This is a genomic window from Bradyrhizobium sp. USDA 4502 (assembly GCF_054063355.1).
Genome location: NZ_JBSSGF010000001.1, coordinates 7133085 through 7159185, shown reverse-complemented (window position 1 = coordinate 7159185; position 26101 = coordinate 7133085). Strand labels below are relative to the sequence as shown.

Below are 26101 nucleotides of genomic sequence, written 5' to 3'. Positions count from 1 at the left end.
AACAACGGGGTGAGCGGTTCGCGCGGGCAACGCGCCGCTGCACCTGCCTCGAAGGATCAAATCCAAAGATCAAAAGCTATCAGGAGAGCGCCGTGACCGTCGTCCTTCCCACACCAACGCAACTTCGTGCCGTCGCCGAGCAGTGCGGCCTGTCACTGACCGATGAGGATGTGGCCTCGTTCCGCGGCCTGATGCAGGGCTCGATCGACGCCTACAACGTGATCGCCGCGATGCCGGACGAACTGCCTGCGGTGAAATATCCGCGCACGCCCGGCTATCGCCCGGCGCCAGAGGAGAACCCGCGCAACGCCTGGTACTACAAGTCGACCGTGAAGGGCGCGGCCTCCGGCAAGCTCAAGGGCAAGACGGTGGCGCTGAAGGACAACATCATGCTGGCCGGCGTGCCGATGACGAACGGCTCGTCGACGCTGGAAGGCTATATCCCCGATTTCGACGCCACCATCGTCACGCGCATGCTCGATGCGGGCGCCGAAATCGCCGGCAAGACCCATTGCGAGCACTTCTGCCTGTCCGGCGGCAGCCACACCAACTCCTACGGAGCGGTGCACAATCCGCACAAGATGGGCTACTCGGCCGGCGGCTCGTCGTCGGGCTCCGGCGTCGTGGTCGCGCTCGGCGAGGTCGACATGGCGATCGGCGGCGACCAGGGCGGCTCGATCCGCATGCCGTCCTCGTTCTGCGGCACCTACGGCATGAAGCCGACCTGGGGCCTCGTGCCCTATACCGGCATCATGCCGATCGAGATTTTCGTCGACCACACCGGACCGATGACCGCGACTGTGGAGGACAACGCGCTGCTGCTCGAGGTGATCGCCGGTGACGACGGCTACGATCCGCGCATCAAGGCGCCCAAGGTCGAGGATTACACCAAGGCGCTGGGCAAGGGCGTCAAGGGCATGAAGATCGGCATCCTCAAGGAAGGTTTCGAGCAGCCGACCGCGGAAGCCGCGGTCAATGAAAGCGTGCGCGAGGCGGCCAAGCGTTTCAAGGACCTCGGTGCGTCGGTCGACACCGTGTCGATCCCGATGCACATGGTCGGCCCCGCGATCTGGACCCCGATCGGCACCGAAGGCCTGACCCAGACCATGATGTTCGGCGACGGCTACGGCCTCAGCCGGCCCGACCTCTATTCGACCTCGCTGATGGATTTCCATCGCGGCTGGCGCCGCCAGGCGGATTCGCTGTCGGAGACCACCAAGCTGTTCATGATGCTCGGCACCTACATCAACAACAGCTTCGGTCCGCGCTTCTACGGCAAGGCGCTCAACATCTCGCGCCGCCTCACCGCGGCCTATGACAAGGCATTCAAGGATTACGACCTGCTGCTGCTGCCGACCACGCCGATGAAGGCGCCGCCTTTGCCGGCGGCCAATGCCAGCCGCGAGGACTATGTCGCCCGCGCGCTCGAGATGATCACCAACACCGCGCCGTTCGACATCACCCATCACCCGGCGATGTCGCTGCCCTGCGGCATGGTCGATGGCCTGCCGGTCGGGTTGATGCTGGTCGGCCGGATGTTCGAGGAATCCACCATCTACCGCGCCGCGCACGCCTTCGAGCAGGCCGGCGACTGGAAGAAGATGTGAGGCGCCGCTTGTTGCAGACGCAGGCTGGATGGATCGAACGCCGGATCGAACGACATGGCTAGCACTTTTGCCGCGGCGTTCGAGATCGTGAGCTTCGGCGCGATCATCGTGCTGGTGGTGCTCGGGCTCGGCATCATCGCCAGCATGATGGGCATCTTCAACTTCGCGCAGGGCGAGTTCGTCCTGCTCGGGGCCTATGTCACCTATCTGGCCTACGCCCATGGCGCACCGGTCTGGGCCGGCATGGTCGCGGCGCCCTTCGTGGTCGGCGCGATCGGCTTCGTGCTCGAGGCGCTCATAATCCGGCGCTTCTACGCCGCGCCGATCGTGGCGATGCTCGGCACCTATGCGCTCGGCCTGATCATCCGCGAAAGCGTGCGCGGCCTGATCGGCGGCTTCTATCTCACGGTGCCGGAGCCGATCGGCGGCTCGATCGACCTCGGCTCGGTCCACATCTCGGCCTGGCGCTTCACCATCATCGTGATCACGCTGTTGGTGATGGGTGGCTGCTATCTCTTGCTGGCGCGCACCTCGTTCGGGCTTCGGGTCCGCGCCACGCTGGAGAATCCGGCGCTGGCGCGCGCGTCGGGCATCTCGACGCCCCTGATCTACGGGGCGACCTTCGCGTTCGGCGCGGCACTGGCCGGGCTTGCCGGCGCGCTGATCGTGCCGGTGTTCAGCCTGTTTGCCGACCTCGGCATCCGCTTCCTGATCCAGGGCTTCGTCGCCGTGATGGTCGGTGGGGTCGGCTCCTTCATCGGTCCGGTCGCCGGCGCCGGTGTGATCGGCACGCTCAGCGCGGCGCTGCCATGGGTGATGTCTCCGGTCGTCGCCGACGTCCTCGTCTTCGTGCTCGCAATTGCCTTCATCAAATTCCGCCCGCAGGGCCTCATATCGGGAAAAGGGGTTTAGTCAGATGTTCGATCGCACCAATCTCACGCGCCGCCGCTTCATGAGCAATTTCGCGTTCGCGACCGGCGCGCTCGCGACCGGGGTCGGCAGCTGGGTGGTCAGGCCCGACTGGGCCAACGCCGCCGAGGGACCGATCAAGGTCGGCATCGCGACCGACCTGACCGGCCCGATCGCCTATGCCGGCAACGCCGACGCCAACGTCGCCAAGATGGTGATCAAGGAGATCAACGCCGGCGGCGGCCTGCTCGGCCGGCCGCTCGAGCTCTATATCGAGGACACCGCCTCGAACGAATCGGTCGCGGTCGGCAATGTCCGCAAGCTGATCCAGCGCGACAAGGTCGACATGGTGCTCGGCGGCATCACCTCGTCGATGCGCAACGCGATCAAGGATCCGATCGTGGCGCGCGGCAAGACGCTCTACATCTATCCGCAGCTCTACGAGGGCAAGGAGTGCACGCCCTATCTGTTCTGCACCGGACCGACCCCGGCGCAGCAATGCGACACCTTCATTCCCTGGCTGATCAAGAACGGCGGCAAGAAATTCGCGCTGCCGAGCGCCAACTATGTCTGGCCGCACACGCTCAACGTCTACGCCCGCAAGGTGATCGAGTCGAGCGGCGGCGAGGTGGTGTTCGAGGAATACTACCCGCTCGACCAGGTCGACTTCTCGGCCACCGTCAACCGCGTCATCTCCAACAAGGTCGACGTCGTCTTCAACACCGTGATCCCGCCCGGCGTCGGTCCGTTCTTCAAGCAGCTCTATGAAGCCGGCTTCCTCAAGAACGGCGGGCGGCTCGCCTGCGTCTACTATGACGAGAACACGCTCAACATCAATCAGGCCAACGAGATCGAGGGCCTTGCGAGCTGCCTCGACTATTTCAAGGTGCTGACCAAGGAGGATCCGTTCGACGCCAAGCTCCAGGCAGCCTATGAGAAGGATTTCCCCGGCAACTTCCTGTTCGCGGCCGGCAGCGCCGCCACCGGAACCTATCGCGGCCTCAAGCTGTGGGAGGCGGCGGTCAAGGAGGCCGGCAAGGTCGACCGCGACTCCGTTGCGGCCGCGCTCGACCACGCCAAGATCGCCGAAGGGCCGGGCGGACCGGCGGAGATGGTGCCGGGCAAGCGTCATTGCAAGATGAAGATGTACACCGCTGTTGCCAAAGGCGGGAACTATGAGATCGTCGCGCGCAGCGACGGTCTCGTTGATCCCAAGGAATGCTGAGCGATCCATGGTTGGAGCAAGAGAGGCTGTCGCACGCGTCGGTGAGGAACCAGATGTCGTGACGGGCGAGGGTGCACCGGCCGCAAGCGCGCCGGCGGGACGGGTATCGGCAGGATGGAAGGTCCTGCCGATCGTGGAAGGGCTGGTGCTGCTGATCGCACTGGTCCTGCCATGGGTGCTGCAGGACTATCTGACGGTGTTCGCCACCCGCGTGGTGATCCTCGCGTTGTTCGCCCTGTCGTTCGACCTGGTGTGGGGCTATGCCGGCATCATGAGCTTCGGCCAGGCGCTGTTCTTCGGCGCCGCCGGCTACGGCGTGGCGCTCTTGGCACGCGATCTCAATGTCACCTCGATCCTCCTGATCCTGCCTGCCGGCACGCTGATCGGGCTCACTGCGTCGCTGCTGCTCGGCGGCTTCCTGCTGCTCGGGCGTTATCCCTCGAGCGTGATCTTCGTCTCGCTCGGCACCCTCACCGGCTCCTATGCCGCGGACCGGCTGGCGCGCGGCTGGTATTATCTCGGCGGCCAGAACGGCATCCCGTCGATCCCGCCGCTCACCCTCGGCAGCTACGAGTTCGAGGAGGGCCCGATCTACTACTACATGGTGCTCGGCATCCTCGTGGTCGTCTACCTGCTCTGCCGCTTCCTGGTGCGCTCGCAATTTGGCCTCGCGCTCGCGGGGCTGCGCGAGAACGAGCAGCGCATCGCCTTCTTCGGCTACAAGGCGCAGCACCTGAAGGCGATCATCTTCGCGGTCGGCGGCACCATCGCCGGTCTCGCCGGCAGCCTCTATGCCTTCCACGAGGGCTTCGTCTGGCCCAACATGCTGGGCGTCGTGTTCTCGACCCAGGTCGTGCTCTACGTCCTGTTCGGCGGCTCCGGCACGCTGATCGGCGCCGTGATCGGCACCGTGATCATCGAGGGCGTCAGCTTCTGGCTGTCGGACAATTACCGCGACGTCTGGCCGATCATCCTCGGCGTGCTGCTGCTGCTCGTCATCATGTTCCGGCCGCTCGGGCTGATCTCCTTCGTGCTCGGCGAGCGCGAGCGGGTCGGCAGTTTCGGCAAAGCCCCGAAGGAGACCGGCAATGCCGCTCCTTGAGGCGCAAGGCATCAGCAAAGTGTTCGGCAAGCTGACCGCGCTCGACGGTGCGGCGCTGACCGTCGGCGAGAACGAGTTCCACGGCCTGATCGGCCCGAACGGCTCGGGCAAGAGCACGCTGATGAAATGCGTCGCCGGCGCCGAGGTGCCGACCACCGGCAAGGTCAGCTTCATCAACACCGACATCACGGCGTTCACGCCGACCGAGCGCGCCCGCGCCGGCATGAGCCTGAAGTTCCAGATCACCTCGGTGCTGCCGACGCTGACGCTGTATGACAACATCCTGCTGGCGCTGCAGGCGCACTGCTCGCTGTTCGACCTGGTGCTGTCGCGCACCCGCAAGAAGCTGCACGATCAGGTGATGACGATGCTGACCCAGTTCCGGCTCGCCGATCGCGCGCATGATGCCGCCGCGGCGCTGTCGCACGGCCAGCAGCAATGGCTCGAGATCGCGATGGCGCTCGCCGGCAAGCCACGGCTGTTGCTGCTGGACGAGCCGACCGGCGGCATGAGCCTCGAGGAGCGCCGCGTCACCGGCGAGCTGTTGCAGCCGATCAAGCAGCATTGCTCGCTCGTCATCGTCGAACACGACCTCGATTTCATCCGCGACATCTGCGACCGCCTCACCGTGCTCGACCAGGGCAAGGTGCTGGCCTCGGGAACGGTCGCGGAAATCCAGGCCAACAAAAGCGTCCAGGAGATCTATCTTCGCCGTGCCTGAGCAAACCTTCCTCGATATCCGGCATCTCGATGCCGGTTATGGCCGCAGCCAGGTCCTGTTCGATGTCAACATCGGCATTCCCTGGCGCGGCGGCGTCGCCGTGCTCGGCCGCAACGGCGCCGGCAAGACCACGCTGATGAAGACCATCGTCGGCGAGCTCACGAGCTCGCAGGGCGAGTTGTTCTTCGACGGCCGCGACATCACCCGCCGCCGCACCGAGGAGCGGGTGCGCTCCGGCATCGGCTATGTGCCGCAGGAGCATTCGGTGTTCGCCCGCCTGTCGGTGCGCGACAACCTCGCGGTCGGGTCGCTGTTCAATTCCGATGCCAGCGCGGTCGATCGCGTGCTGACGATCTTCCCGAAACTCGGCCAGCGGCTCGACCAGCCGGCCGGCACGCTGTCCGGCGGCGAGCGCAAGATGCTGGCGATCGGCCGCGCCATGCTCGGCAATCCGAAGCTGCTGCTGCTGGACGAGCCGACCGAAGGCGTCTGGATCGGCGTGATCGAGGAGATCACCGAACGGCTGATCGAGCTCGCCAAAAGCATCTCGGTCGTGATCGTCGAGCAGCATCTCGACCTCGCGCTGCGCGTCGCCGACTATGCCTATGTGCTGGACCGCGGCCGCGTCGCGCTGCAGGGCGGCGCGAGCGAGGTGCGGAGCGATCCCGAACTGCTGCGCTATCTGGCGCCGTAGCAGGCTTCAGTGCGGCAGGCGATCGGCCTTGCGGCCGATCACGCCGTCTCCCGGCGTCCGCCGTGCCGATCGCATCTCGCGACGCACATACCAGGTCGCGACCGAGCAGATCAGCCAGGCCAGCGATGCGGCGATGAAGGCGGCCGGCACGCTGCGATCGACCGTCAGCAGGAAGACGACAGCAAATGCCAGCATGCCGACCGCGCCGAGCGCAGCGCCCGCCGCATCGAGCGCCGCGGCCTGCTGCCCGCGCCACGTGCCATCGAGGCCGGCGTTCCGCTTGCGGCGGATTTCATGCTTCTCGATCAGGGTGGCGCTGGCGCAGAAGATGGCGGGGAGTGCAAGAAAGGCGCCGCCGACATAGGCGCCGCAAGTGCTGCTGATCAGGCCGGTCAGGACAGTGGCGCCGCCACCGAGCACGAAGCGGATCAGATATTCGGTCCAGCGGCTTTCCCTGAGCGAGGACAGTGAGACGCGGACCGGTGTCATGCCTGTCCTCCGGCAACGCCCAGCAAGCCGAAGACGATCGCGAGCCAGACGACAAGCGCCAGCAAGGTGGCGGGGGCAGCGCGGAGCCTCGCGCGAATCAGCAATTGGCAGACCACGAAGCTATAGATGGCAAGCGCAACGGCGCCAGCCATCATCGCGCGGCTCTGCAGGCCGGCATAGTCGGTGCCGTGCTGGTACACGGCGATGCCGAGGGTGGCGAGCGCAACCGACGGCGCCGCGCCGAACAGCCCGGCGAAGCTCTTCGGACGCAGCACGTCACCCAGCATCGCGAAGGCCGACACCACGGCCCCGCCCACGAGAAAGCGGATGACATATTCGCTCATCGCGCCTTGCCCCGCGGTGGATCGTCACCGGGATAGCCGGTCCACAATCGCAGCAGCCGCTCGAGAAGTGCTCCGAGCCCGAATCCCGCGATCACGTCGCTCGTCCAGTGTGCGAGAACCATAATGCGCGTCAGCGAGAGGCCGACCGCGAGTGCCTGGATTGGGCGGCGCGCGCCGGCGGGCAATGTCGCTGCCGCCGACGCCAGCGCGCCCATATGCAGCGCGTGGCCGGATGGGAAGGCGTCGTCGCGCCTGCCAGAGATCGGGATGCCGTTGGCATGGCCGGCCACGGTCAGGCGATCCGGGCGAGTCTGGTTGAACAGCAACTTCAGGCCATGCGGCAGCAGCGATGCTGCGACCGTCACCAGCAGCGCGTGATTGCCGGCGCGCTCGAGCGAGGCGCCGCGCCCGCGTGAGGCGAGCCAGCCTGCGGCGGCGAGCACAAGCAGGACCTTTTCGTCAGCGCCCCAGGTCAGCGTGCGGGCGATCTCTTCCGGCGCAGGTGCGGTGTTGCGGGCGATCGCACGCGCGATCATGGCGTCCGCCGCGGTCGGGCGAATGGTGATCGGGAAGGGGGCGCCTCGATGGCGGCGTGCGCGAACTCGGGCTGTCGTATGCATGATCAGGTTCCCATCCAACGCACCAGGCGCGGCATGGGTCCTAACCGGCGTGCAAGGAACCAAATGCAGATCGATGCTCTTGAACTCTTGCCCGTCTCGACCTGATCCCAAGGCTCAATCCCGAGGTTTCGCGCGCTAACCGGGATGCACGGCGGGCGATGGATTGTAGGCGGGAGAGGTCTCGATGAAGGAGCCGGACGTTCGCAAGGGGATGCCGCCGGTCAAGCTTTCGCGCGATGAATTCGAACGGCGCTACCGCAAGCGATTTGCCGATCCGGTCGTTCAATCCATGCAGACGGAGCTTGCGACAATCCTCGCCGGCGCCTGGGACGCCTATCGTCATTCGCGCAAGGCGCCGGTTACCCGCAAGGCCGGCCCCGGTTTTGCCGATCCCGACTATGATCTCGCGGTCGATTGGCTGTCCGCGCGCGATGCCATCGATGAAGCGCAGCGCAGGCACGACGATCCAAACGAAGCGCCGCATATCCTGCTGATCAACGGCTCCTCGCGCAGCGAACATACGTGTCCCGGCGAGATGTCCAAAAGCTGGCGCATGGTCGAGATCGCCGAGGCCGCCTTCCGCGAGATGGGCTTGGCGGTCGATGTGCTCGATCTGTCGCGGCTGACGTCCGAGTTCGGCAGGGAGATTCACCCCTGCAAGTCCTGCGTGTCGACCTCGATGGCGCTTTGCCACTGGCCGTGCAGCTGCTATCCGAACCACTCGCTCGGGCAAACCGACGACTGGATGAACGAGATCTATCCGCTGTGGGTGCGCGCGCACGGCATCATGATCATCTCGCCGGTCAACTGGTACCAGACGCCGACCGGACTCAAGGCGATGATCGATCGCCTGGTCTGCGCCGATGGCGGCAATCCCGATCCGACCTCGACCCACGGCAAGACCGCGAGCAAAGCCAAGGCGCTCGAACTCAAGGGCTGGCCATACCCCAAGCATTTGCGCGGCCGGCATTTCGGCATCGTGGTCCACGGCGACAGCGTCGGTGCGGAAACATGCCGCCGCTTCCTTGCGGACTGGCTCACCGACATGGAGTTGATCTCGGCCGGCGGCAGGGCCGAAATCGATGGCTATGTCGGCTACATGAAGCCCTATGCGACGTCGCACCGCGATCTCGACGAAGACAGGGCCTTCCAGGAACAGGTGCGCAATGTCGCGCTGGCGCTCGGCGCCGCCGTCGACCTCGCGCGCACCGGGCATCTGGAAGATCCCGGCAAGGGGCTTGAGGACCCGCGGCCGAAGTAGGATGGAATCCGGGTTCCCAAAGGAACGAAGCGCCCCGGCTGCCCGTTAGGCCGCGGGAGGAAGTCACAATGCGCTATATTTCGATTGCAGCTCTTGTTGCTGCTGCGGTGATGAGCAGCAGTGCCGCGTTGGCGCAGCATTCCGGTACGCCATCGGAACAGAGCGCGTGCACCCGCGATGCACAGCGCTTCTGCCGGAAGGACCTCGGCAATGACGGTGCCGTGCAGAACTGTCTTCAGATGAAGCGGGCCAGCCTGAGCCGAAGCTGCAAGAAGGTTTTCGAAAGCCACGGAATGTAACGGTCAACGTGCATGCGACGGTGACGGAGCGTGGTGTTCGAACCTGCGAGCGTGGCGGTGCGGCAGCGACGAGGCGTCTGCGCGCGGTACTGACGAAAGCACGCAACGCGGACGGCGAAATCGTGCAGGCCTGACGCTTTGGGTGCGATCGGCGCCCGGCTTTCCCTGCGCGCTCTGCCAACGGAGAGGGCGGAACGAAGAGCAAAGCTCGGACAAATCATGTCGCGAGAACGTTGTGGTGTGACTCGCAGACCGCGCCACACACTCAATGTCGTCCTGGCGAAAGCCAGGACCCATTACCCCAAATGAGAGTTGTTGCGCGACGCTGGGGCCACGATCCCATTCACGATCAAGTTCGGTGGTTATGGGTCCCTGCTTTCGCAGGGACGACGGCTGGAAATAGTTTGCGCTACAGCAGCATTGCGACGAGCGGCAGCGAGCTGTCTTCGCGCAGACGCGCCCCGCCTACTTCACCGCCGAGAAGCGGGTGTCGAACGAGTTGGTCTGCACCACAGGCGCGGAGCCGGCGAGTTGGGTCGACGACGACGGGGCCGGTGCAGCGGCTGCGGCCGTGGTCATTGCGGGCTTCGGCGCGGGCTTGGCGGCCTGCTTCGGCTCAGCCTTGGGGGCGACGCGAACCACTGATTGCGGCTTGGTCTCGGCGACCTTGGGCTTGGCCGGGGCAGCAGCGGCCGGAGCCGGCGGCGCGGTCGTCTTGCTGGCGTCGGCGGTGCCGCCGATGCCGACCTTGCGCGCGAAGCTGGAGAAGAAGCCTTCGGACTTGTCAGAGGTGGATTTGTCAGAGGCGGACTTGTCAGAGGCGGATTTGTCGGACGGGTTCGCCGAGGCAATGCGGGTGCCGGCTGACGATGCGGTGGACGACGTCGTCGCCACGACCGGCTCTTCCTGCTGGACCGCGAGATTGGGCTTCGGCGGATTGACCGTACCGGGGATCGTGCCGGGCGCGCGTGCCAGCGACATCGATGCCAGCGCCTGGCTGTCGCCGCCTTCGGAGAGGCCGGTGTTTCCTTCCGGAATCTTCGAGGCGAAGATCGCGTTCATGCCGCCGTCGATGCCGGTGTTGAGGCGCGCAACGGGCGTGCCCTTGGACACCAGCTTGGCGGTCTCGGCGGCGTCCTTCTGCTCCTTCTCGTGCACGGCGCTCGCGATCTCCTCGGGGATCACATAGGCCGGGCACCTCGCGGAGGCGTCGAACACCGGATCGCGTGTCGCGCCCGGCGCCTTCACCGCGTCGAACACGTACTTCTTTTCGCAGAAGTCGACCCTCGGCTCCTGCTTGGTCACCTCGAAATGATCATAGCCTTCCTTGATCATCTTCCAGAAAGGCATGTTCGGATTGTTGCGGTGCTTGGCCATGTTCACCGGCGTCATCCGGAACGGATAGGCCTGCAGCTGGAACGCCTTCTGGCCGCCGAAGAAGGATTCGCGGCCGAGCGAGTAGATCTCTGCGATCTGCTCGTCCGTCATCGCGTAGCAGCCGCGCGAGGAGCAATCGCCGTGCACCATCAGCTGCGAGCCGGTGCGGCCGAGCGCCTTGTCGAAGGCGTTGGGATAGCCGGTGTTGAACGACAGGTAATAGGCCGATTGCGGGTTCATCTGGCTCGGGTTGATCGAATAGAACCCTTCGGGCGCCTGGCGGTCGCCTTCGCGGACCTTCGGACCGAGGTCGCCCGACCAGCGGCAGATCGGATAGGTCTTGAGCAGCGCGAACTGGCCGGAGCGGTTTTGCTTCCAGACCTCGAGCTCGGCCTCCTGCTTGAACAGCCGCACCAGGATCGGCGACTGCATGTCCATGTCCTTTTCGGTCATGGCAGCGACGAGCTTTGGCGGGACCGGCTGGTTGGCCTTGGCGTTCTGCGCGAGCGAGATCTGGTCGCTGTCACAACCGGCGAGCATGACGCCTGCGGCGAGGACCGCCGAGGTCAGAAGCGCGCGTACGAGCGTGCGATGAGTCAAGTCCGAGCTCCACACCCACCGGGCGATTTTCGCGACCCCAACACGGCGAATATGCCCTGAAGCCATTGTGTAAAATATTAGCCTTCGACGACCCCTGCTCGCAACCTGAACCGGGGCGGACAGCCCTCACGGTAGCAGGCATGGTTCAAGGAATGTTAAAGACCCGGCTCGGGGCCCAATTAGGGCAAAATTGGTCGATTTGGGCGAAAAATCGGGCGGTTTGGGTGCCTCAGCCGAGCTTGCGGCCGATATCGAGAAACTTCTGGCGCCGCTGTTTGCGAATCGCGTCCGGATCAAGATTTCGTAGGTCGTTGAGCGCCTGGGCGATGGCATCGCCCGTGGTCGCGATCATCGCGCCCGGGTCGCGATGAGCGCCGCCGGAGGGCTCCTTCAGGATCTGGTCGATCACGCCGAAGCGCAGCATGTCCTGGGCGGTGATCTTCATGCTGTTGGCGGCTTCCTGCGCCTTGGTGCCGTCGCGCCACAGGATCGAGGATGCCGCCTCCGGCGAGATCACGCTGTAGATCGCGTGCTCCATCATCAGGACGCGGTTCGCCGTGGTGATGGCGATGGCGCCGCCCGACATGCCTTCGCCGGTGACGATCGCGACATTGGGCACACCGAGCGACAGGCAGGCGTCGGTCGAGCGCGCGATCGCCTCGGCCTGGCCGCGTTCCTCGGCGCCGATGCCGGGATAGGCGCCGGCGGAATCGACGATCGACAGCACCGGGATGCCGAACCGGTCGGCCATTTCCATCAGGCGCACCGCCTTGCGGTAGCCTTCGGGGCGCGCCATGCCGAAATTGTGCTTGATGCGGCTCTCGGTGGTGGCGCCCTTCTCCTGGCCGACCACACAGATGCTCTCGCCGCGGAAGCGGCCGAAGCCGCCGACCAGGGCCTCGTCGTCGGCGAATTTGCGGTCGCCGGCCATCGGCGTGAATTCGGTGATCAGGCCGCCGATGAAATCGGTGAAGTGCGGTCGCTGCGCGGATGCCGCGCCACCAGCGTCTTCTGCCACGGCGTCAGATTGGAATAGAGCTCGGTGAGCGCCTGCGCCGCCTTGTCCTCGATCCGCGCGACCTCGTCGCCGATGTCGCTGCCGCTCGCGGCAAGCGTGCGCAACTCGTCGATCTTGGATTCAAGCTCGGCGACAGGTTTTTCGAAGTCGAGATAGCTGCGCATCGGGTCGGGCATCAACTCAATATAGGGAAGATCGGTGCGAGGGGCGAAGCGGTTTCGGCGTCGGAAAGAGAAGCTTTGTAACTTCAAACGGTTAACGCGCATCCGGGTGGAATGCACGCTTCGGGATCGCAAGCAGGTGACGCTCTTTCTGCGGAGACGAAGCGGAAGTCAAGGCGGATCAGATGAAGGTATCGAGGTCTCCACGCGCGTAGCCCGGATGGAGCGAAGCGCAATCCGGGGAGCTATATCGACCGATATTCCATTCCCGGATTTCGCTGCGCTTCATCCGGGCTACGGATCCCTAGGACTTCTCCGCCAACGGATGCAGGTCGCGGACCAGGCTCTTCAGCCGCTCCTCGACCACATGGGTGTAGATCTGGGTGGTCGAGATGTCGGTGTGGCCGAGCAGGGTCTGCACGATGCGCAGGTCCGCGCCATTGTGCAGCAGATGGCTGGCAAACGCATGACGCAGCACGTGCGGGGAGACCAGCCGCGGCGCAAGGCCGGAGGCGCTCGCGAGCTCCTTCAGATCGCGGGCGAAATGCTGCCGGGTCAGATGGCCGCTCTCGCCGGAGGACGGAAACAGCCATTTCGCCGGCGCGGCCTTCTTCGCCTTCGGCTGCATCACCTCCAGCGCTGCGAGATAGTCTGCCATCGCCTGGCGCGAGGCGTCGTTCAGCGGCACCAGCCGCTCCTTGTTGCCCTTGCCGCGCACCACGATCATCCGCGCATCGCGCCGCGCCGCCGAGACCGGCAGCGACACCAGCTCGGAGACGCGCAGGCCGGTGGCGTAGAGCACCTCGAGCAGGCAATACAGCCGCAGCGCGCGCAGCCGCTGCGCCGGCGAGACGTCGGTCTGGGTCAGTTCCTTGGCGCGGGTCAGCATGCGGTCGACATCGGCGATCGACAGCACCTTGGGCAGGCCGCGGCCGCGCTTCGGGCCGGACAGGATCGCGGCCGGATCGTCGGTGCGGACCCGCTCATTGAGCAGGAAACGGTAGAGATGCCGCATCGCCGACAGCCGCCGCGCCACGCTGGTCGACTTGAAGCCTCTGACATCGAGGTCGGCGAGGTAGCCACGCAGCGTCTCGGTGTCGGCGCTGGTGAAATCGGCGCCGGCATGGGCGAGGTAGTCGGAGAAATCGGTGAGGTCGCGCCGGTAGGCGTCGAGCGTGTTGGCGCCTGCGCCCTGTTCCGCGGCGAGCATGTCGAGGAACAACGCGGTCAGTCTGGCGTCGGAGGACTTGGCGAGGGTCTTGGCGGGATTTTTGGCAGCAGCGGGCATGCCGGAATCATAGCGTCTATTTCTTGAGGAACTTATCCGGTGGGATGGTCACCGTCATTTCCCGCGGTTTCGGGTGCACGAAATTCGCCAGCGCGAAGACGATGCCGTAGCCGATCCCGAAAATCACGGCGACGACCGTCAGGAAGCGGAACAGGCTGGGCATGGAGGCGACTCGGGCGGCGAATTAACCAATGAAATCATCCAACATGTTCCCCGCGCGGTTGCAAGAGTCGCTGGTAAGGGTGTCGCCGGGGGTAGTATAGGTGGCTCGAATTCTGAACAATTCGTCCCAATATCCGAGCTTTTTGATGTCCGACGCAGCCGTACCGGCGCCCACCCACCCGACCCTGGAGGCCGACATCGCGGCCGCGCTGGGGACGCGGTCGATCGTGCTGGTCGGCATGATGGGGGCCGGCAAGTCGACCATCGGCCGGCGGGTGGCGGCGCGACTCAAGCTGCCGTTCACCGATGCCGACACCGAGATCGAGGCGGCGGCGGACATGACGATCCCGGAGATCTTCGAGAGCAAGGGCGAGCCGTATTTCCGCGACGGTGAGGCGCGGGTGATCGCCCGCATCCTCGGCAATGGCCCGGTCGTGCTGGCGACCGGCGGCGGCGCCTTCATGCGCGAGGAGACCCGCAACCGGATCCGCGACCGCGCGATCTCGATCTGGCTCAAGGCCGACAGTGATATCATCATGCGCCGGGTGCGCCGCCGCGCCGATCGTCCGCTGTTGCACACCCCCGACCCGGAGGCGACCGTCAACCGCCTGCTCAGCGAGCGCGAGCCGGTCTACGGCACCGCCGATTTGACGATTGCCTCGCGCGACGTGCCGCACGACCGCATCGTCGACGAATGCCTCGAGGCCCTGCATGCGCATCTGTGTGGTGCGCGTCCGGCCGACGAGCAACCACCTGTGATGGATTGAACGCGACCTCATGACTGCGCCCTTGAAACATTCCGCCTCCGTTACCGTCGACGTCGCGCTCGGCGACCGCGCCTATGACATCGTGATCGGCCGCGACGTGCTGCAGTCGCTCGGCGAGCGTGTCGCGGCGCTGCGGCCCGGCGTGCGTACCGCCATCGTCACCGACCGCACCGTCGCCAAGCACTGGCTGGAGCCGACCGAGGCATCGCTTGCCGCCGCCGGCGTGCCGACGTCGCGGATCGTCGTCGAGGAGGGCGAGGGCTCGAAGAGCTATGCCACGCTGACCGAGGTCAGCGAGGCGCTGATCGCGGCGAAGATCGAGCGCAATGACCTCGTCATCGCGCTCGGCGGCGGCGTGGTCGGCGATCTCGCCGGCTTCGCGGCCGCGATCCTGCGCCGCGGCGTCGATTTCGTGCAGGTGCCGACCTCGCTGCTGGCGCAGGTCGATTCCTCCGTCGGCGGCAAGACCGGCATCAACTCGCCGCAGGGCAAGAACCTGATCGGCGCATTCCACCAGCCGGTGCTGGTCATCGCCGACACCTCGGTGCTCGACACGCTGTCGCCGCGCCAGTTCCGCGCCGGCTACGCCGAGGTCGCGAAATACGGCATCCTCGGCGACGAGGCCTTCTTCGCCTGGCTCGAGAAGAACCACGCCGACATCTTCGCCGGCGGCGCCGGGCGCGAGCACGCGATCGCAACCTCCTGCCGCGCCAAGGCGGGCGTCGTCTCGCGCGACGAGCGCGAGACCGGCGAGCGGGCGCTGCTCAATCTCGGCCATACCTTCGGCCATGCGCTGGAAGCCGCAACCGGCTTCTCCGACCGGCTGTTCCACGGCGAGGGCGTCGCGGTCGGCATGGTGCTGGCGGCGGAATTCTCGGCGCAGCTCGGCATGATTTCGTCGGACGATGCGGGGCGCATCGCGCGTCATCTGTCCGCGGTCGGATTGCCGACGCGCCTGCAGGATATCGCAGGCTTCGCGCAGGAAGGCCTTGCCGACGCCGACGCGCTGCTGGCGCTGATGGCGCAGGACAAGAAGGTCAAGCGCGGCAAGCTCACCTTCATCCTGCTGGAGGCCGTCGGCCGCGCCGTGATCGCCAACAATGTCGAGCCGCAGCCGGTGCGCGACTTCCTGCAAGCCAAGCTGAAGGCCTAGACCGGGATGCCTTTCCTTCGGATCGTCATCCCGCTCTATCTTTTTGATTTGAGCATGATCTTTTCGGAAAACCGCTACACACTTTTCCGGATCATGCTCTAGCCACGGATCAGTTCAGTGGGATGGTTCACCTTCTCGATCGTGCTGCTCTGCCTGTTCATCTCGGCGTTTTTCGCGGCGAGTGAGACGGCGCTGACCGGCGCCTCGCGCGCCAGCATGCTGCGGCTGTCGAAGCAGGGCAACACCGATGCCGGTGTGGTCTCCAAGCTGGTCAACATGCGCGAGCGCATGATCGGCGCGCTGCTGCTCGGCAACAACATCGCCAATATCGGCGCCTCGGCGCTGGCGACCGGCGTGTTCACCGCCTGGTTTGGCGACGTCGGCGTGCTCTATGCCACCGCTGTCATGACCGTGATGGTCGTGGTGTTTGCCGAGGTGCTGCCCAAGACCATCGCGATCAACGCGCCCGACCGCATCTCGCTTTTGGTCGCGCGGCCGATGCGGCTGACGATCTTCGTGCTGGGGCCGCTGCTCACCATCATCGAGACCATCGTGCTGGCGCTGATGAAGCTGCTCGGCATCAAGGTCGGGGCGCATCAGGCGGTGCTGTCGCCGACCGAACGTCTGCGCGGTGCGGTCGATCTGTTGCATCACGAGGGCAAGGTCGAGAAGCAGGATCGCGACATGCTCGGCGGGTTGCTGGATCTCAGCGAGCTGCAGGTCTCCGACGTCATGGTCCATCGCACCGAGATGACCATGGTCAACGCCGACCTGCCGCCCGAGGAACTGGTGCGCGAGGTGCTGGCGAGCGAATACACCCGCATCCCGCTGTGGCGGGAGAAGCCGGAGAACATCGTCGGCGTGCTCCACGCCAAGGACCTGCTGCGCGCGATGCGCGCCAACGAGGGTGACATGTCGGCGATCGATGCCTCCGCGATCGCGCTGCCGCCCTGGTTCGTGCCGGAGATGCGTCCGGTCTCCGAACAGCTGAAGGCGTTCCGTCGCCGCAAGACCCACTTCGCCCTCGTGGTCGACGAGTATGGCGAGGTCGAAGGCATGGTGACGCTGGAGGACATCCTGGAGGAGATCGTCGGCGACATCTCCGACGAGCATGACGTCGTCGTTGCCGGCGTGCGGGCGCAGCCGGACGGCTCGGTCGTGGTCGACGGCTCGGTACCGATCCGCGATCTCAACCGCGCGATGGACTGGCGCCTGCCGGACGAGGAGGCGACCACCGTCGCCGGCCTCGTGATCCACGAGGCGCGCTCGATCCCGGAGCGCGGCCAGAGCTTCACCTTCCACGGCTTCCGCTTCCGCGTGCTCCGCCGCGAGCGCAACCGCATCACCGCGCTGCGCATCGTCGCCGTCCCGCGCGAGGCCGAGCTGGAGGAGAAGAAGCCGAAGCGGGCGGGGACGGCGTTCTAGTTCGAGTTGGCCAGTCTCCTAGCACCGTCACCCTGAGGAGCGCGCATCGCGCGCGTCTCGAAGGGTCGACGGCCCGGCCGGTGGCCGTGCATCCTTCGCGACGCCGCTTCGCGGCTCCTCCAGCGACAAAGGCGCAGCCTTTGCGCGGGGATGACGGATCAGGCAGCGCCGTGGACCTACTCGATATCGATCGAGATGCCCGACAGCTTCCAGGCGCCGTCGGAGGGGATGAAGCCGAGCTGATACTTCACCTGCTTGGGCGTGGTGTCGAAATGTCCCTTCAGCCGCAGCACGCCCTTGTCGTCGATCTTGGCGTCCTCGTCGAGAACGATCGGCTTGGCGACTACGGCGTCGAACACCGCGTGCTTGTCGACCAGATCCTTGAAGATGGTCTTGAGCTTGTCGGGCGGAAACTGGTCCCGGAACGGCTTTGAGATCTTGGCGTGGAACACGGTGAAATTGTTCGCGGCCACCGCATCGTTGAGCGAGACCAGGATGCTCTTGATCAGCACCTCCTGGACGAACGGGCTCGGCATGTCCAGCGCCGAGGCCGGGCGCATCGCGCAGATCAGGAGCAGGCCGGCGGCGGTGACGATCGACCGGAAACGTGGCCAGCAAGGGATCATCAATGGCCCCATATCATGCGTGGCGGTGCAATCCGTAGTTTCACCTGCTCACCTATGGAGCAGGTCCATCCTGTTCTCATAGAGGAAAACCACCGCTTCGTCTTGAGGCAAGCGCGAACTAGCGCGGCTTTTTCCCGGGGCCGTGGGCGTGGATCGCCAGAGCATGCACCGAGCCGGCGAGTTCCTGCGCCAGCGTCGCATTTATCATGCGATGGCGTTCGATCCGGCTCTTCCCTTCGAAGGCCGGAGACACAATATATACCCGAAAGTGCGTCTCCCCGCCTGGCCTGTGGCCGGCGTGGCCCTCATGCAGATGTGACTCATCGACGACGTCGAGGCTTTCCGGCAAGAAAGCTTCACGCAACTTGTTTATGATAGCGTCTTTGGTGCTCATGGCGGCGGAGTTAGGTTCGCGACAGCTTTTCGTCAATGGTGCAAGCGGGAAACGAGGTCCGCGCAATGTCAAGACTTGAAGATTTGTGCATTGCGTAGTCAAAGAGAACATGCCGATCGATTCATCAAAATTCTTCGACTCCATTCGCATCAAGCCGACCAAGGTCAGTGCGAAGCGCCAGGCGCAGGCCGGCGAGCAGGCCGTGACCTGCGAGTGGGCGGGTTGCCAGAACAAGGGCGCGCATCGCGCCCCGAAAGGCCGCGAGAATTCACGCGAGTATTGGCACTTCTGTCTCGACCACGTCCGTGAATACAACCAGTCCTACAATTTCTTCCAGGGTATGAATCCTGACGACGTCGCGCGCTACCAGAAGGACGCGCTGACCGGCCACCGTCCGACCTGGAAGATGGGCGCCAACAACGGCAAGAAGGGCGAGAGCGGTCTCGATGCCGCCTCCGATCCGTTCCACGTATTCTCCGAGCTCAACGGCCGCGGCCGCTGGCGCCCCGGACCGGGTGGCGCGGAGCCCAAGCCCGAGACCCGCAAGGTCATGAACGCCGAGCGCAAGGCGCTGCAGGTGATGGGGCTCGGGGCCGAGGCGACGCTCGAAGACGTCAAGTCGAAGTACAAGGCGCTGGTCAAGCAGCACCATCCCGACGCCAATGGCGGCGACCGCTCCACCGAGGATCGCCTGATCGAGATCATCAAGGCGTACAATTATCTGAAGACCGTGGTGCGCGAGGCCTGAAGTCTTGCCTCCGTCGCCCCTGCCTAGTGCGCAGTTGCGCACGGGAGCAGGGGCCCATAACCACCGGCCGTTCTCGTTTGCACAAGATGTCTACCCGATTGCCCCATTGTCGGGCCGCGGCGTATGGGTCCCTGCTTTCGCACTAGGGCATTTACACATCTCTTCGAGGCTAGAAAACCGACTCATCATCAAGGGGTTAGCTACTAGGCGAGAGCCGAAATCGGCGGGCGCAACCCTAGTGCAGATGAGTAAGTTCTCTGCGGTTTTCGGCCAACTCTTTGAGAAGACTCCGGAAAGACTGCGGAGGATATGTATATACGCTAGTGCTTTCGCAGGGACGACGGCGGAATATGTAGCTCCGCCGTCGCAAGCGTTGAAACGGTCTAGCTCTCACCCGTTCGGCACTGCCCCGACATAGGACGAACTCGGCCGGATCAGGCGCCCGGTGCGCCGCTGCTCCAGGGCGTGCGCGGTCCAGCCGGCGGCGCGCGCGGTGGCAAAGATCGGCGTGAACGCCTGCCGCGGGATTTCCAGCCCGTCGAGCAGGATCGCGGTGAAGAACTCGACATTGGTCTCGAGCGGCCGCTCCGGATTCTTTTTCCGCAGCGCCTCGCGGATGTAAGCCTCGACCTCGCCGGCAAATGGCAGGTCGGCACCACTGGCCTCGAGGCGCTCGACCGCGACCTTCAGCACGTCGGCGCGCGGGTCGCGCACGCGATAGACGCGGTGACCGAATCCCATCAGCCGTTCGCCGTGCGCCAGCGCGCCGTCGACCCAGGGCTTGATCCGCTCGCGCGTGCCGATCGCGTCCAGCATTTCGAGCACCGGCTCAGGTGCGCCGCCATGCAGCGGGCCGGTCAGCGCGCAATAGCCGCCGGTGATCGCCGCGAACAGGTCGGCCTGCGTCGAGGCGATCACCCGCGTGGTGAAGGTCGACGCATTCATGCCGTGGTCGCAGACCGTGACGAGATAGGCGTCGAGCGCGGCGACCTCGCGCGGCTCGACCTTGCGGCCCAGCAGCATCCGCAGCGTGTCGGCGGCGTGGCCGGCATTCGGGTCCGGCGCGATCGGGTCGTGTCCCTTGGCGTGCCGGACCAGGGCGCCCGCAATCACCGGGAAGGCGCCGACGATGGTCGCCTCATGCTCAAGCCCGTTCTCGCCGCGCAGGCCCGCGATCGCGGCCCGGAAGCCGTCGACGATCGACATGCCGCGCGTCGCCGGCAGCAGGTCCGGCAGGCGGGCGAAGGCGCGTTCGCGGGCGGCGCCGAGGCTGGCGCGGACATTGGCTTCACTCAGCGACTTGCCGGTAGCGCCGTTCCACAGCCGCGCCGTGACGCCCTCGAAGCTCGACTTGCCCGCGAGGTCGGCGACGTGCTCGCCGGCGATGATCAATTCGCCGCGCTCGCCGTCGACATGGCTCAACACGGTCTCGGCGGCAGGAACGCCGTCCAGACCGATCTGGCTCTTGGTGAGGTGCATATTCATGGCCTGATCTCCTTGCTTCACCCCTTCAAGGTCAGGCCTCTCGACGAGTTGATCAATCTTGATTATATAAATCAATATGAAAAAATCCGCCGAGCTTTACCTCTCCGCTCGCGAAGCCGCCGCCGAGCTCGCGATCTCGCCGGCGACCCTCTACGCCTATGTCAGCCGCGGGCTGATCCGCTCCGAGCCGTCGCTGGATTCGCGCAGCCACCGCTACCGCGCCGAGGACATCAGGGGGTTGAAGGAGCGCCGCGTGCCGTCGCCGGAGCCGCGCGGCTTCCGTAATTTCGACGCCGATCTGCCGGTGATGGATTCGGCGATCGCGACCATCACCGAGCAGGGCCCGATCTATCGCGGCGTCAACTGCGTCGAGCTCGCTGAGCGCGACACACTGGAGCACACCGCGACGTTGCTGTGGGATGTCACCGGCGTCGATCCGTTCGCACCGGACAATTGCCCGCACGTCTCGGACGAAATGCGCGCGATCGCCGAAGCCGCGCGCCGCGCCCAGCCGATCGACCGCACGGTCGCGGTGCTGGCGCTGGCGGCAAGTGCCGATCCCGGCGCCTTCACGCGCGCGCCCGACGGCCGCGCCATGGTCGGCGGCCGCATCCTGCGGCTGCTGGTCGCGACCATGCTGAACGCTACGCCATCGAACGAGCCGCTGCACGAGCAGGTGGCGCAGGTTTGGACGCCAGGCAACAAGCACGCGCCCGACCTGATCCGCCGCGCGCTGGTGCTGCTCGCCGATCACGAACTGAATGCGTCGACCTTCACCGCACGCTGCGCGGCATCGACCGGGCTCAATCTGTACGACGCTGTCATTGCGGGTCTCGTCGCGCTGAAAGGACCGATGCATGGCGGCGCCGGCGTGCTCGCCTCGCGCCTCGTCAAGACGATGCTCGATAGTGACGTTGCGCCGGTGGTCCGCGAGCGCGTCGCGCTTGGCGAGCGTTTCGCCGGCTTCGGGCACGGCGTCTACAAGAAGGGCGATCCGCGGGCGATCTCGCTGCTCGAGGCGCTGACGCGGGCCGGCGCGCCGCGGAAATTCACCAGGGAAGTGCCGGAGCGGATCGCGGAAGCGACCGGCGAATTCGTCAACATCGATTACGCGCTGGCGGTGCTGGTGCATGCGCTGCGGATGCCGGCGGGCAGCGAGCTGGCGCTGTTTGCGATGGCCCGCAGCGTCGGCTGGATCGCACATGCCAGCGAGCAGCTTCAGCTCGGCAAGTTGATCAGGCCTCGCGCGCGCTATGTCGGTCCGGCGCCCGGGCGGGCGGGAACGACCAACAGCATCTAGCGCATGATCCGGAAAAGTGGAGACCGGTTTTCCGAGAAGATCATGCGCAAGTGAAAGGAATTATTTCGCCGGCTTGGCCGGTTCGATCAGGCTGCCGCCGTGCCGGCGGCGGATGGTCCAGACGGCCAGCGCCAGGATCACGGCGCCGCCCGCGACCGCAAACATCCACAGATGCTTGCCGACATGGCCATGATGCGGCAGGCCGGCATAGTCATGCAGCGCGGTGACGGCGAGCACGCCGGGCAGCACATGCGCCGGCGCCCAGAGCAGGATCGCGGGGATGTTGACCGCGTAGAAGCGCACCGGCGGCATGTCGAGCGCGCCGGCCGTGATCGGCACGAAGGCGCGGATCGGCGGCACGAAGCGGGCGAAGAACACCGCGAGCACGCCCCAGCGGTTGAAGAAGGCCTCGCTCTGCGCGACCACGCGCGGGTAGTTGGAAAGCGGCCAGGCCGACAGGATCTCGCGCTGGCTGCGGTGGCCGATCAGGTAGGCGGTGCCGTCGCCGAGCATCGCGCCGGCGGCCGCCGCGGCGAGCACCGGCAACAGCTTTAATTCGCCGCCCGGCACCAGCGCGCTCAACGCCAGGATGATGGTCGACCCCGGCACCAGGGAGCCGACCACCGGCACCGCCTCCAGCAGGGCGGCCAGAAACAGCGTCAGATAGGCAAGCCAGGCATGGGCCGAAACGAACGCGATCAAAGGGTCAAGGAATGAAGTCACAAAATTCCCATGTGGCGGTGTTATCGATTTGAGAGCTAACAACTCCCCGCCGGGCTGAAAAGTGCCCGGCCCGGGCCGGCCGTCGTGGTGCTGCGGCAAAAGTACGGCGGGATTTGCAGGGCAGCCTTCCAAAAACCGAGTTTCGCTCCTATCTTTATGATAGAACAACGGAACTTTGATTTGCTCGCGGGCTTCTGCCAACCGTTGCTCTCTGCTAGGCTTATGCGAAGCACCCCATCCGCAGCCAAACGATTAATCTGGTTTCGGGAACGCCCGCGACCTCGGAGGATGAATGACGACCGCCGTCCAGACCAAAGCTCAGGAACCCGTCGGCTTGCCCGACATGAAGGTGTCGGTCCGGCAGGTCTTCGGGATCGATAGCGACCTGGAAGTTCCCGCCTATTCCGAAGTCGATCCGCATGTGCCGGAAGTCGACAGCGACTACCGCTTCGACCGCGCCACCACGCTCGCGATCCTCGCGGGCTTTGCCAAGAACCGCCGCGTGATGGTCACCGGCTATCACGGCACCGGCAAGTCCACCCACATCGAGCAGGTTGCGGCCCGCCTCAACTGGCCCTGCGTGCGCGTCAACCTCGACAGCCACATCAGCCGTATCGACCTCGTCGGCAAGGACGCGATCGTGGTCAAGGAAGGCAAGCAGGTCACCGAATTCCGCGACGGCATCCTGCCCTGGGCGCTGCAGCACAATATCGCGCTGGTGTTCGACGAATACGACGCCGGCCGCCCGGACGTGATGTTCGTGATTCAGCGCGTGCTGGAAGTCTCCGGCCGCCTGACGCTGCTCGACCAGAACAAGGTGATCAAGCCGCATCCGGCGTTCCGCCTGTTCTCGACCGCCAACACGGTCGGCCTCGGCGATACCTCGGGCCTCTATCACGGCACCCAGCAGATCAACCAGGGCCAGATGGACCGCTGGTCGATCGTCACCACGCTGAACTACCTCGCCCATGACGAGGAAGTGGAGATCGTGCTGGCGAAGGCGAAGCACTATCGCACCCAGGAAGGCCGCGACATCGTCAACAAGATGGTGCGGCTGGCGGATCTCACCCGCAACGCGTTCGCCAACGGCGACCTGTCGACGGTGATGAGCCCGCGCACGGTGATCACCTGGGCCGAGAACGCCGACATCTTCAGCGACATCGGCTTCGCGTTCCGCGTCACCTTCCTCAACAAGTGTGACGAGCTGGAACGGCCGCTGGTCGCCGAGTTCTACCAGCGCTGCTTCAACGTCGAGCTGCCGGAATCCTCGGTCAACGTGGCGCTCAGCTAGTCCATGCCGAAAATCTCCGTCGAGCGCACAGTCACACAGACGAAGAAAGCGGTGCTCGGCGGATTGCTCCACTACAACAACGAGAAGATGGGGAAGCAGAAGTACAAGCGCTTCGCCATCTCGCTGCGGCAAGGCGACGAGATTGTCGGCGGCATCGTCGGCGAGGTCTGGACCGCGGTGTTGTTCATCCAGTTGTTCTGGATGGAGCAGAAGTTTCGCAACAAGGGCTTTGGCGCGAAGCTGATCAAGGCGATCGAGGACGAGGCGCGGCGCTTCGGAGCGACGCGATCCTATCTGGATACGATGAGCTTCCAGGCGCCGGGCTTCTACCGCGCCAACGGATATAAAGAGTTCGGTTCGATTGAGGGGTATCCCGGCGGCGTAACGCGCCATTGGTTTACGAAATCGCTATGACAACCTCCAACATCAAATTCCGTCCCGGATCCAAGGAAGCGCCGACCGAGCCGTTCAAGCGCTCGGTGTCGGCGTGCCTGAAGGCGATCGCCAAGAAGCCGGAGCTCGAGGTCTCCTTCGCCGCCGAGCGCCCGGGGCTCGCGCCCGGCAAGGCGCGGCTGCCGGAGCCGGCGCGCAAGATGACCAAGCGCGATGCGGCGATCGTGCGCGGCCACGCCGATTCGATCGCGCTCAAGATCGCCTGTCACGATCCCAAGGTGCATCGCAAGCTGATGCCGGGTAACCCGCAGGCGCGCGGCGTGTTCGAGGCGGTCGAGCAGGCGCGCGTCGAGGCGATCGGTTCGCGGCGGATGGCGGGCGTCGCGAAGAACCTCACCGCGATGCTCGACGATCATTTCCACCGCGGCAAGTATGACGAGATCACCGATCGCGCCGACGCGCCGCTGTCGGATGCGCTGGCGATGCTGGTGCGCGAACGTCTCACCGGCATGGCGCCGCCCGCGGCCGCCAAGAAGATGGTCGATCTCTGGCGTCCGACCCTGGAGGACAAGATCGGCTCGCGGCTCGACAAGCTCAGCCGTTTCACCGAGGACCAGGCGAGGTTCGGCGACCTCGTCCATGATCTGCTGTCGGCGCTCGATCTCGGCGACGACCGCAACATGGATTCGGACGATGACGACGACCAGGACGAGAACCAGGACGGCGAGAGCGATCAGTCCGGCGCCGAGGGCTCGCCCGACTCCGATGCCGCGCAGGAGATGAGCGCCGACCAGGCGCAGACGTCAGCGGAAGAGATGAGCGAAAGCGCGATGGAGAGCGCGCAGGCCTCCACGTCTGATACGTTCGACGACGGCGAGCTCGGCGACGACGAGACGCCGGGCGAGGCGACGCGGCCGAATGCGCGCGGACAGAACGAGCCGCGCGGTCCGGAATATCACGCCTTCGCGCCGAAGTTCGACGAGGTGATCGCCGCCGAAGACCTTTGCGATCACGACGAGCTCGAGCGGCTGCGCTCCTATCTCGACAAGCAGCTCGCGCATCTGCAGGGCATCGTGGCGCGGCTCGCCAACCGCTTGCAGCGCCGGCTGATGGCGCAGCAGAACCGCGCCTGGGATTTCGATCTCGAGGAGGGCATCCTCGATCCGGCGCGGCTGTCGCGCGTCGTCACCGATCCCTATCATCCGCTGTCCTTCATGCATGAGAAGGAGGCGACCTTCCGCGACACCGTGGTGACGCTGCTGCTGGATAACTCCGGCTCGATGCGCGGCCGCCCGATCACGGTCGCCGCCACCTGCGCCGACATTCTGGCGCGCACGCTGGAGCGGTGCGGCGTCAAGGTCGAGATCCTCGGCTTCACCACGCGCGCCTGGAAGGGCGGGCAGTCGCGCGAGGCGTGGCTCGCGGCCGGCAAGCCGGCCAATCCGGGCCGCCTCAACGATCTCAGGCACATCATCTACAAGTCGGCTGACGCACCCTGGCGTCGCGCGCGGAAAAACCTCGGGCTGATGATGCGCGAAGGCCTGCTCAAGGAGAACATCGACGGCGAGGCGCTCGACTGGGCGCACAAGCGCTTGCTCGCGCGCCCCGAGCAGCGCCGCATCCTGATGATGATCTCCGACGGCGCGCCGGTCGACGACTCCACGCTGTCGGTCAATCCCGGCAACTATCTCGAGCGGCATCTGCGTCACATCATCGACGAGATCGAGACCCGCTCGCCGGTCGAGCTGATCGCGATCGGCATCGGTCACGACGTGACGCGCTACTATCGCCGCGCCGTGACCATCGTGGACGCCGAAGAGCTTGGCGGCGCCATCACCGAAAAGCTCGCCGAGCTGTTCAGCGAGACCCACGGCTCGGCGCCCGCGCCGGGCATCCGGCGCCGCCTCCACTCGTGAGAC

26 protein-coding genes and 1 pseudogene are annotated in these 26101 nt (G+C 65.5%); 16 read left to right on the top strand and 11 right to left on the bottom strand.

Features of this window, described 5'->3' with window-relative positions:
- The first annotated feature begins 92 nt into the window (after positions 1-92).
- Genes ACVW1B_RS33375 through ACVW1B_RS33350 form a run of 6 tightly spaced genes read left to right on the top strand, consistent with a single transcriptional unit; the run spans position 93 to position 6258 of the window.
- A complete protein-coding gene (locus ACVW1B_RS33375; protein ID WP_253606057.1) occupies positions 93-1607 on the top strand; it encodes an amidase in 1515 nt (504 codons plus the stop codon).
- A 54-nt stretch (positions 1608-1661) separates the two neighbouring features.
- Positions 1662-2519: a branched-chain amino acid ABC transporter permease gene (locus tag ACVW1B_RS33370; RefSeq protein WP_028337306.1), complete on the top strand. Its 858-nt coding sequence runs from the start codon at positions 1662-1664 to the stop codon at positions 2517-2519.
- 4 nt (positions 2520-2523) lie between these two features.
- Positions 2524-3741 (top strand): substrate-binding protein, encoded by a 1218-nt coding sequence (locus ACVW1B_RS33365; protein WP_253606058.1) that lies wholly within the window; start codon positions 2524-2526, stop codon positions 3739-3741.
- Positions 3742-3748: 7 nt separating this feature from the next.
- Complete coding sequence (locus ACVW1B_RS33360; protein ID WP_253588262.1) at positions 3749-4843, top strand: branched-chain amino acid ABC transporter permease; 1095 nt, start codon at positions 3749-3751, stop codon at positions 4841-4843.
- Positions 4830-5564, top strand: coding sequence for an ABC transporter ATP-binding protein (locus ACVW1B_RS33355; RefSeq protein ID WP_028343255.1), 735 nt, complete (start codon positions 4830-4832; stop codon positions 5562-5564). The genes ACVW1B_RS33360 and ACVW1B_RS33355 overlap by 14 nt, the downstream gene beginning before the upstream one ends.
- Positions 5557-6258 (top strand): branched-chain amino acid ABC transporter ATP-binding protein, encoded by a 702-nt coding sequence (locus ACVW1B_RS33350; protein WP_253606059.1) that lies wholly within the window; start codon positions 5557-5559, stop codon positions 6256-6258. Before ACVW1B_RS33355 ends, ACVW1B_RS33350 begins: the two co-directional genes overlap by 8 nt.
- A 6-nt stretch (positions 6259-6264) precedes the next feature.
- Here the strand turns inward: ACVW1B_RS33350 and ACVW1B_RS33345 are convergent, their stop codons facing one another.
- The 3 genes from ACVW1B_RS33345 to ACVW1B_RS33335 are packed head-to-tail and all read right to left on the bottom strand — an operon-like array spanning position 6265 to position 7711.
- Entirely contained in the window at positions 6265-6747 is a 483-nt protein-coding gene (locus ACVW1B_RS33345; RefSeq protein WP_253606060.1) for a DUF3147 family protein, read from the bottom strand.
- On the bottom strand, positions 6744-7091 hold the full coding sequence (locus tag ACVW1B_RS33340; protein WP_057015633.1) for a DUF3147 family protein: 348 nt from the start codon (positions 7089-7091) through the stop codon (positions 6744-6746). The genes ACVW1B_RS33345 and ACVW1B_RS33340 overlap by 4 nt, the downstream gene beginning before the upstream one ends.
- Positions 7088-7711, bottom strand: a complete 624-nt coding sequence (locus tag ACVW1B_RS33335; RefSeq protein ID WP_253606062.1) for a phosphatase PAP2 family protein — start codon at positions 7709-7711, stop codon at positions 7088-7090. Before ACVW1B_RS33335 ends, ACVW1B_RS33340 begins: the two co-directional genes overlap by 4 nt.
- Positions 7712-7895: 184 nt before the next feature.
- Here ACVW1B_RS33335 and ACVW1B_RS33330 point away from each other — a divergent pair, with 184 nt between their 5' ends.
- Entirely contained in the window at positions 7896-8972 is a 1077-nt protein-coding gene (locus tag ACVW1B_RS33330) for a flavodoxin family protein (RefSeq protein ID WP_310882109.1), read from the top strand.
- Positions 8973-9040: 68 nt separating this feature from the next.
- On the top strand, positions 9041-9271 hold the full coding sequence (locus ACVW1B_RS33325) for a hypothetical protein (protein ID WP_253606066.1): 231 nt from the start codon (positions 9041-9043) through the stop codon (positions 9269-9271).
- 465 nt (positions 9272-9736) lie between these two features.
- On the opposite strand, the gene ACVW1B_RS33320 is transcribed toward ACVW1B_RS33325, so the two are convergent.
- The 4 genes and pseudogenes from ACVW1B_RS33320 to ACVW1B_RS33305 all read right to left on the bottom strand — a co-directional run bounded on the left by ACVW1B_RS33320 (position 9737) and on the right by ACVW1B_RS33305 (position 13878).
- Positions 9737-11248: a L,D-transpeptidase family protein gene (locus ACVW1B_RS33320; RefSeq protein ID WP_253606068.1), complete on the bottom strand. Its 1512-nt coding sequence runs from the start codon at positions 11246-11248 to the stop codon at positions 9737-9739.
- 229 nt (positions 11249-11477) lie between these two features.
- Positions 11478-12442 (bottom strand): annotated as a pseudogene (locus ACVW1B_RS33315) (acetyl-CoA carboxylase carboxyltransferase subunit alpha).
- 289 nt (positions 12443-12731) lie between these two features.
- Positions 12732-13715 carry a site-specific tyrosine recombinase XerD gene (xerD, locus tag ACVW1B_RS33310; RefSeq protein WP_057015546.1) on the bottom strand — a complete coding sequence of 328 codons (984 nt, stop codon included), beginning with the start codon at positions 13713-13715 and terminating at the stop codon, positions 12732-12734.
- A 16-nt stretch (positions 13716-13731) separates the two neighbouring features.
- A complete protein-coding gene (locus ACVW1B_RS33305; RefSeq protein WP_016843561.1) occupies positions 13732-13878 on the bottom strand; it encodes a hypothetical protein in 147 nt (48 codons plus the stop codon).
- Positions 13879-14023: 145 nt separating this feature from the next.
- On the opposite strand from ACVW1B_RS33305, the gene ACVW1B_RS33300 reads away from it, so the two are divergent.
- The 3 genes from ACVW1B_RS33300 to ACVW1B_RS33290 all read left to right on the top strand — a co-directional run bounded on the left by ACVW1B_RS33300 (position 14024) and on the right by ACVW1B_RS33290 (position 17222).
- Positions 14024-14644 carry a shikimate kinase gene (locus ACVW1B_RS33300; RefSeq protein ID WP_076824827.1) on the top strand — a complete coding sequence of 207 codons (621 nt, stop codon included), beginning with the start codon at positions 14024-14026 and terminating at the stop codon, positions 14642-14644.
- Positions 14645-14654: 10 nt separating this feature from the next.
- Positions 14655-15797 (top strand): 3-dehydroquinate synthase, encoded by a 1143-nt coding sequence (gene aroB / locus ACVW1B_RS33295; RefSeq protein ID WP_253606070.1) that lies wholly within the window; start codon positions 14655-14657, stop codon positions 15795-15797.
- Positions 15798-15914: 117 nt separating this feature from the next.
- Positions 15915-17222: an HlyC/CorC family transporter gene (locus ACVW1B_RS33290; protein WP_057015543.1), complete on the top strand. Its 1308-nt coding sequence runs from the start codon at positions 15915-15917 to the stop codon at positions 17220-17222.
- A gap of 176 nt (positions 17223-17398) precedes the next feature.
- Here ACVW1B_RS33290 and ACVW1B_RS33285 read toward each other — a convergent pair whose 3' ends face one another.
- Together ACVW1B_RS33285 and ACVW1B_RS33280 are read right to left on the bottom strand one after the other, a co-directional pair.
- Positions 17399-17848 (bottom strand): hypothetical protein, encoded by a 450-nt coding sequence (locus ACVW1B_RS33285; protein WP_057015542.1) that lies wholly within the window; start codon positions 17846-17848, stop codon positions 17399-17401.
- A 118-nt stretch (positions 17849-17966) separates the two neighbouring features.
- Positions 17967-18242, bottom strand: coding sequence for a BolA family protein (locus ACVW1B_RS33280; protein WP_253606074.1), 276 nt, complete (start codon positions 18240-18242; stop codon positions 17967-17969).
- Positions 18243-18351: 109 nt separating this feature from the next.
- Here ACVW1B_RS33280 and ACVW1B_RS33275 point away from each other — a divergent pair, with 109 nt between their 5' ends.
- Entirely contained in the window at positions 18352-18990 is a 639-nt protein-coding gene (locus ACVW1B_RS33275; protein WP_028338207.1) for a J domain-containing protein, read from the top strand.
- A 390-nt stretch (positions 18991-19380) separates the two neighbouring features.
- Here ACVW1B_RS33275 and ACVW1B_RS33270 read toward each other — a convergent pair whose 3' ends face one another.
- A complete protein-coding gene (locus ACVW1B_RS33270; protein WP_456793446.1) occupies positions 19381-20475 on the bottom strand; it encodes a citrate synthase/methylcitrate synthase in 1095 nt (364 codons plus the stop codon).
- A 76-nt stretch (positions 20476-20551) separates the two neighbouring features.
- Here ACVW1B_RS33270 and ACVW1B_RS33265 point away from each other — a divergent pair, with 76 nt between their 5' ends.
- Entirely contained in the window at positions 20552-21775 is a 1224-nt protein-coding gene (locus ACVW1B_RS33265) for a citrate synthase family protein (RefSeq protein WP_253606078.1), read from the top strand.
- 60 nt (positions 21776-21835) lie between these two features.
- On the opposite strand, the gene ACVW1B_RS33260 is transcribed toward ACVW1B_RS33265, so the two are convergent.
- On the bottom strand, positions 21836-22498 hold the full coding sequence (locus ACVW1B_RS33260; protein WP_225646908.1) for a DedA family protein: 663 nt from the start codon (positions 22496-22498) through the stop codon (positions 21836-21838).
- 292 nt (positions 22499-22790) lie between these two features.
- Here ACVW1B_RS33260 and cobS point away from each other — a divergent pair, with 292 nt between their 5' ends.
- From cobS to cobT, 3 genes are read left to right on the top strand one after another with little or no spacing between them, the layout of a single operon-like run.
- Positions 22791-23789, top strand: coding sequence for a cobaltochelatase subunit CobS (gene cobS / locus ACVW1B_RS33255; protein ID WP_057015539.1), 999 nt, complete (start codon positions 22791-22793; stop codon positions 23787-23789).
- Between the two features lie 3 nt (positions 23790-23792).
- Entirely contained in the window at positions 23793-24203 is a 411-nt protein-coding gene (locus ACVW1B_RS33250) for a GNAT family N-acetyltransferase (RefSeq protein ID WP_028343272.1), read from the top strand.
- Positions 24200-26098 (top strand): cobaltochelatase subunit CobT, encoded by a 1899-nt coding sequence (gene cobT, locus ACVW1B_RS33245; RefSeq protein WP_028343273.1) that lies wholly within the window; start codon positions 24200-24202, stop codon positions 26096-26098. The genes ACVW1B_RS33250 and cobT overlap by 4 nt, the downstream gene beginning before the upstream one ends.
- The last annotated feature ends 3 nt before the right edge of the window (positions 26099-26101 follow it).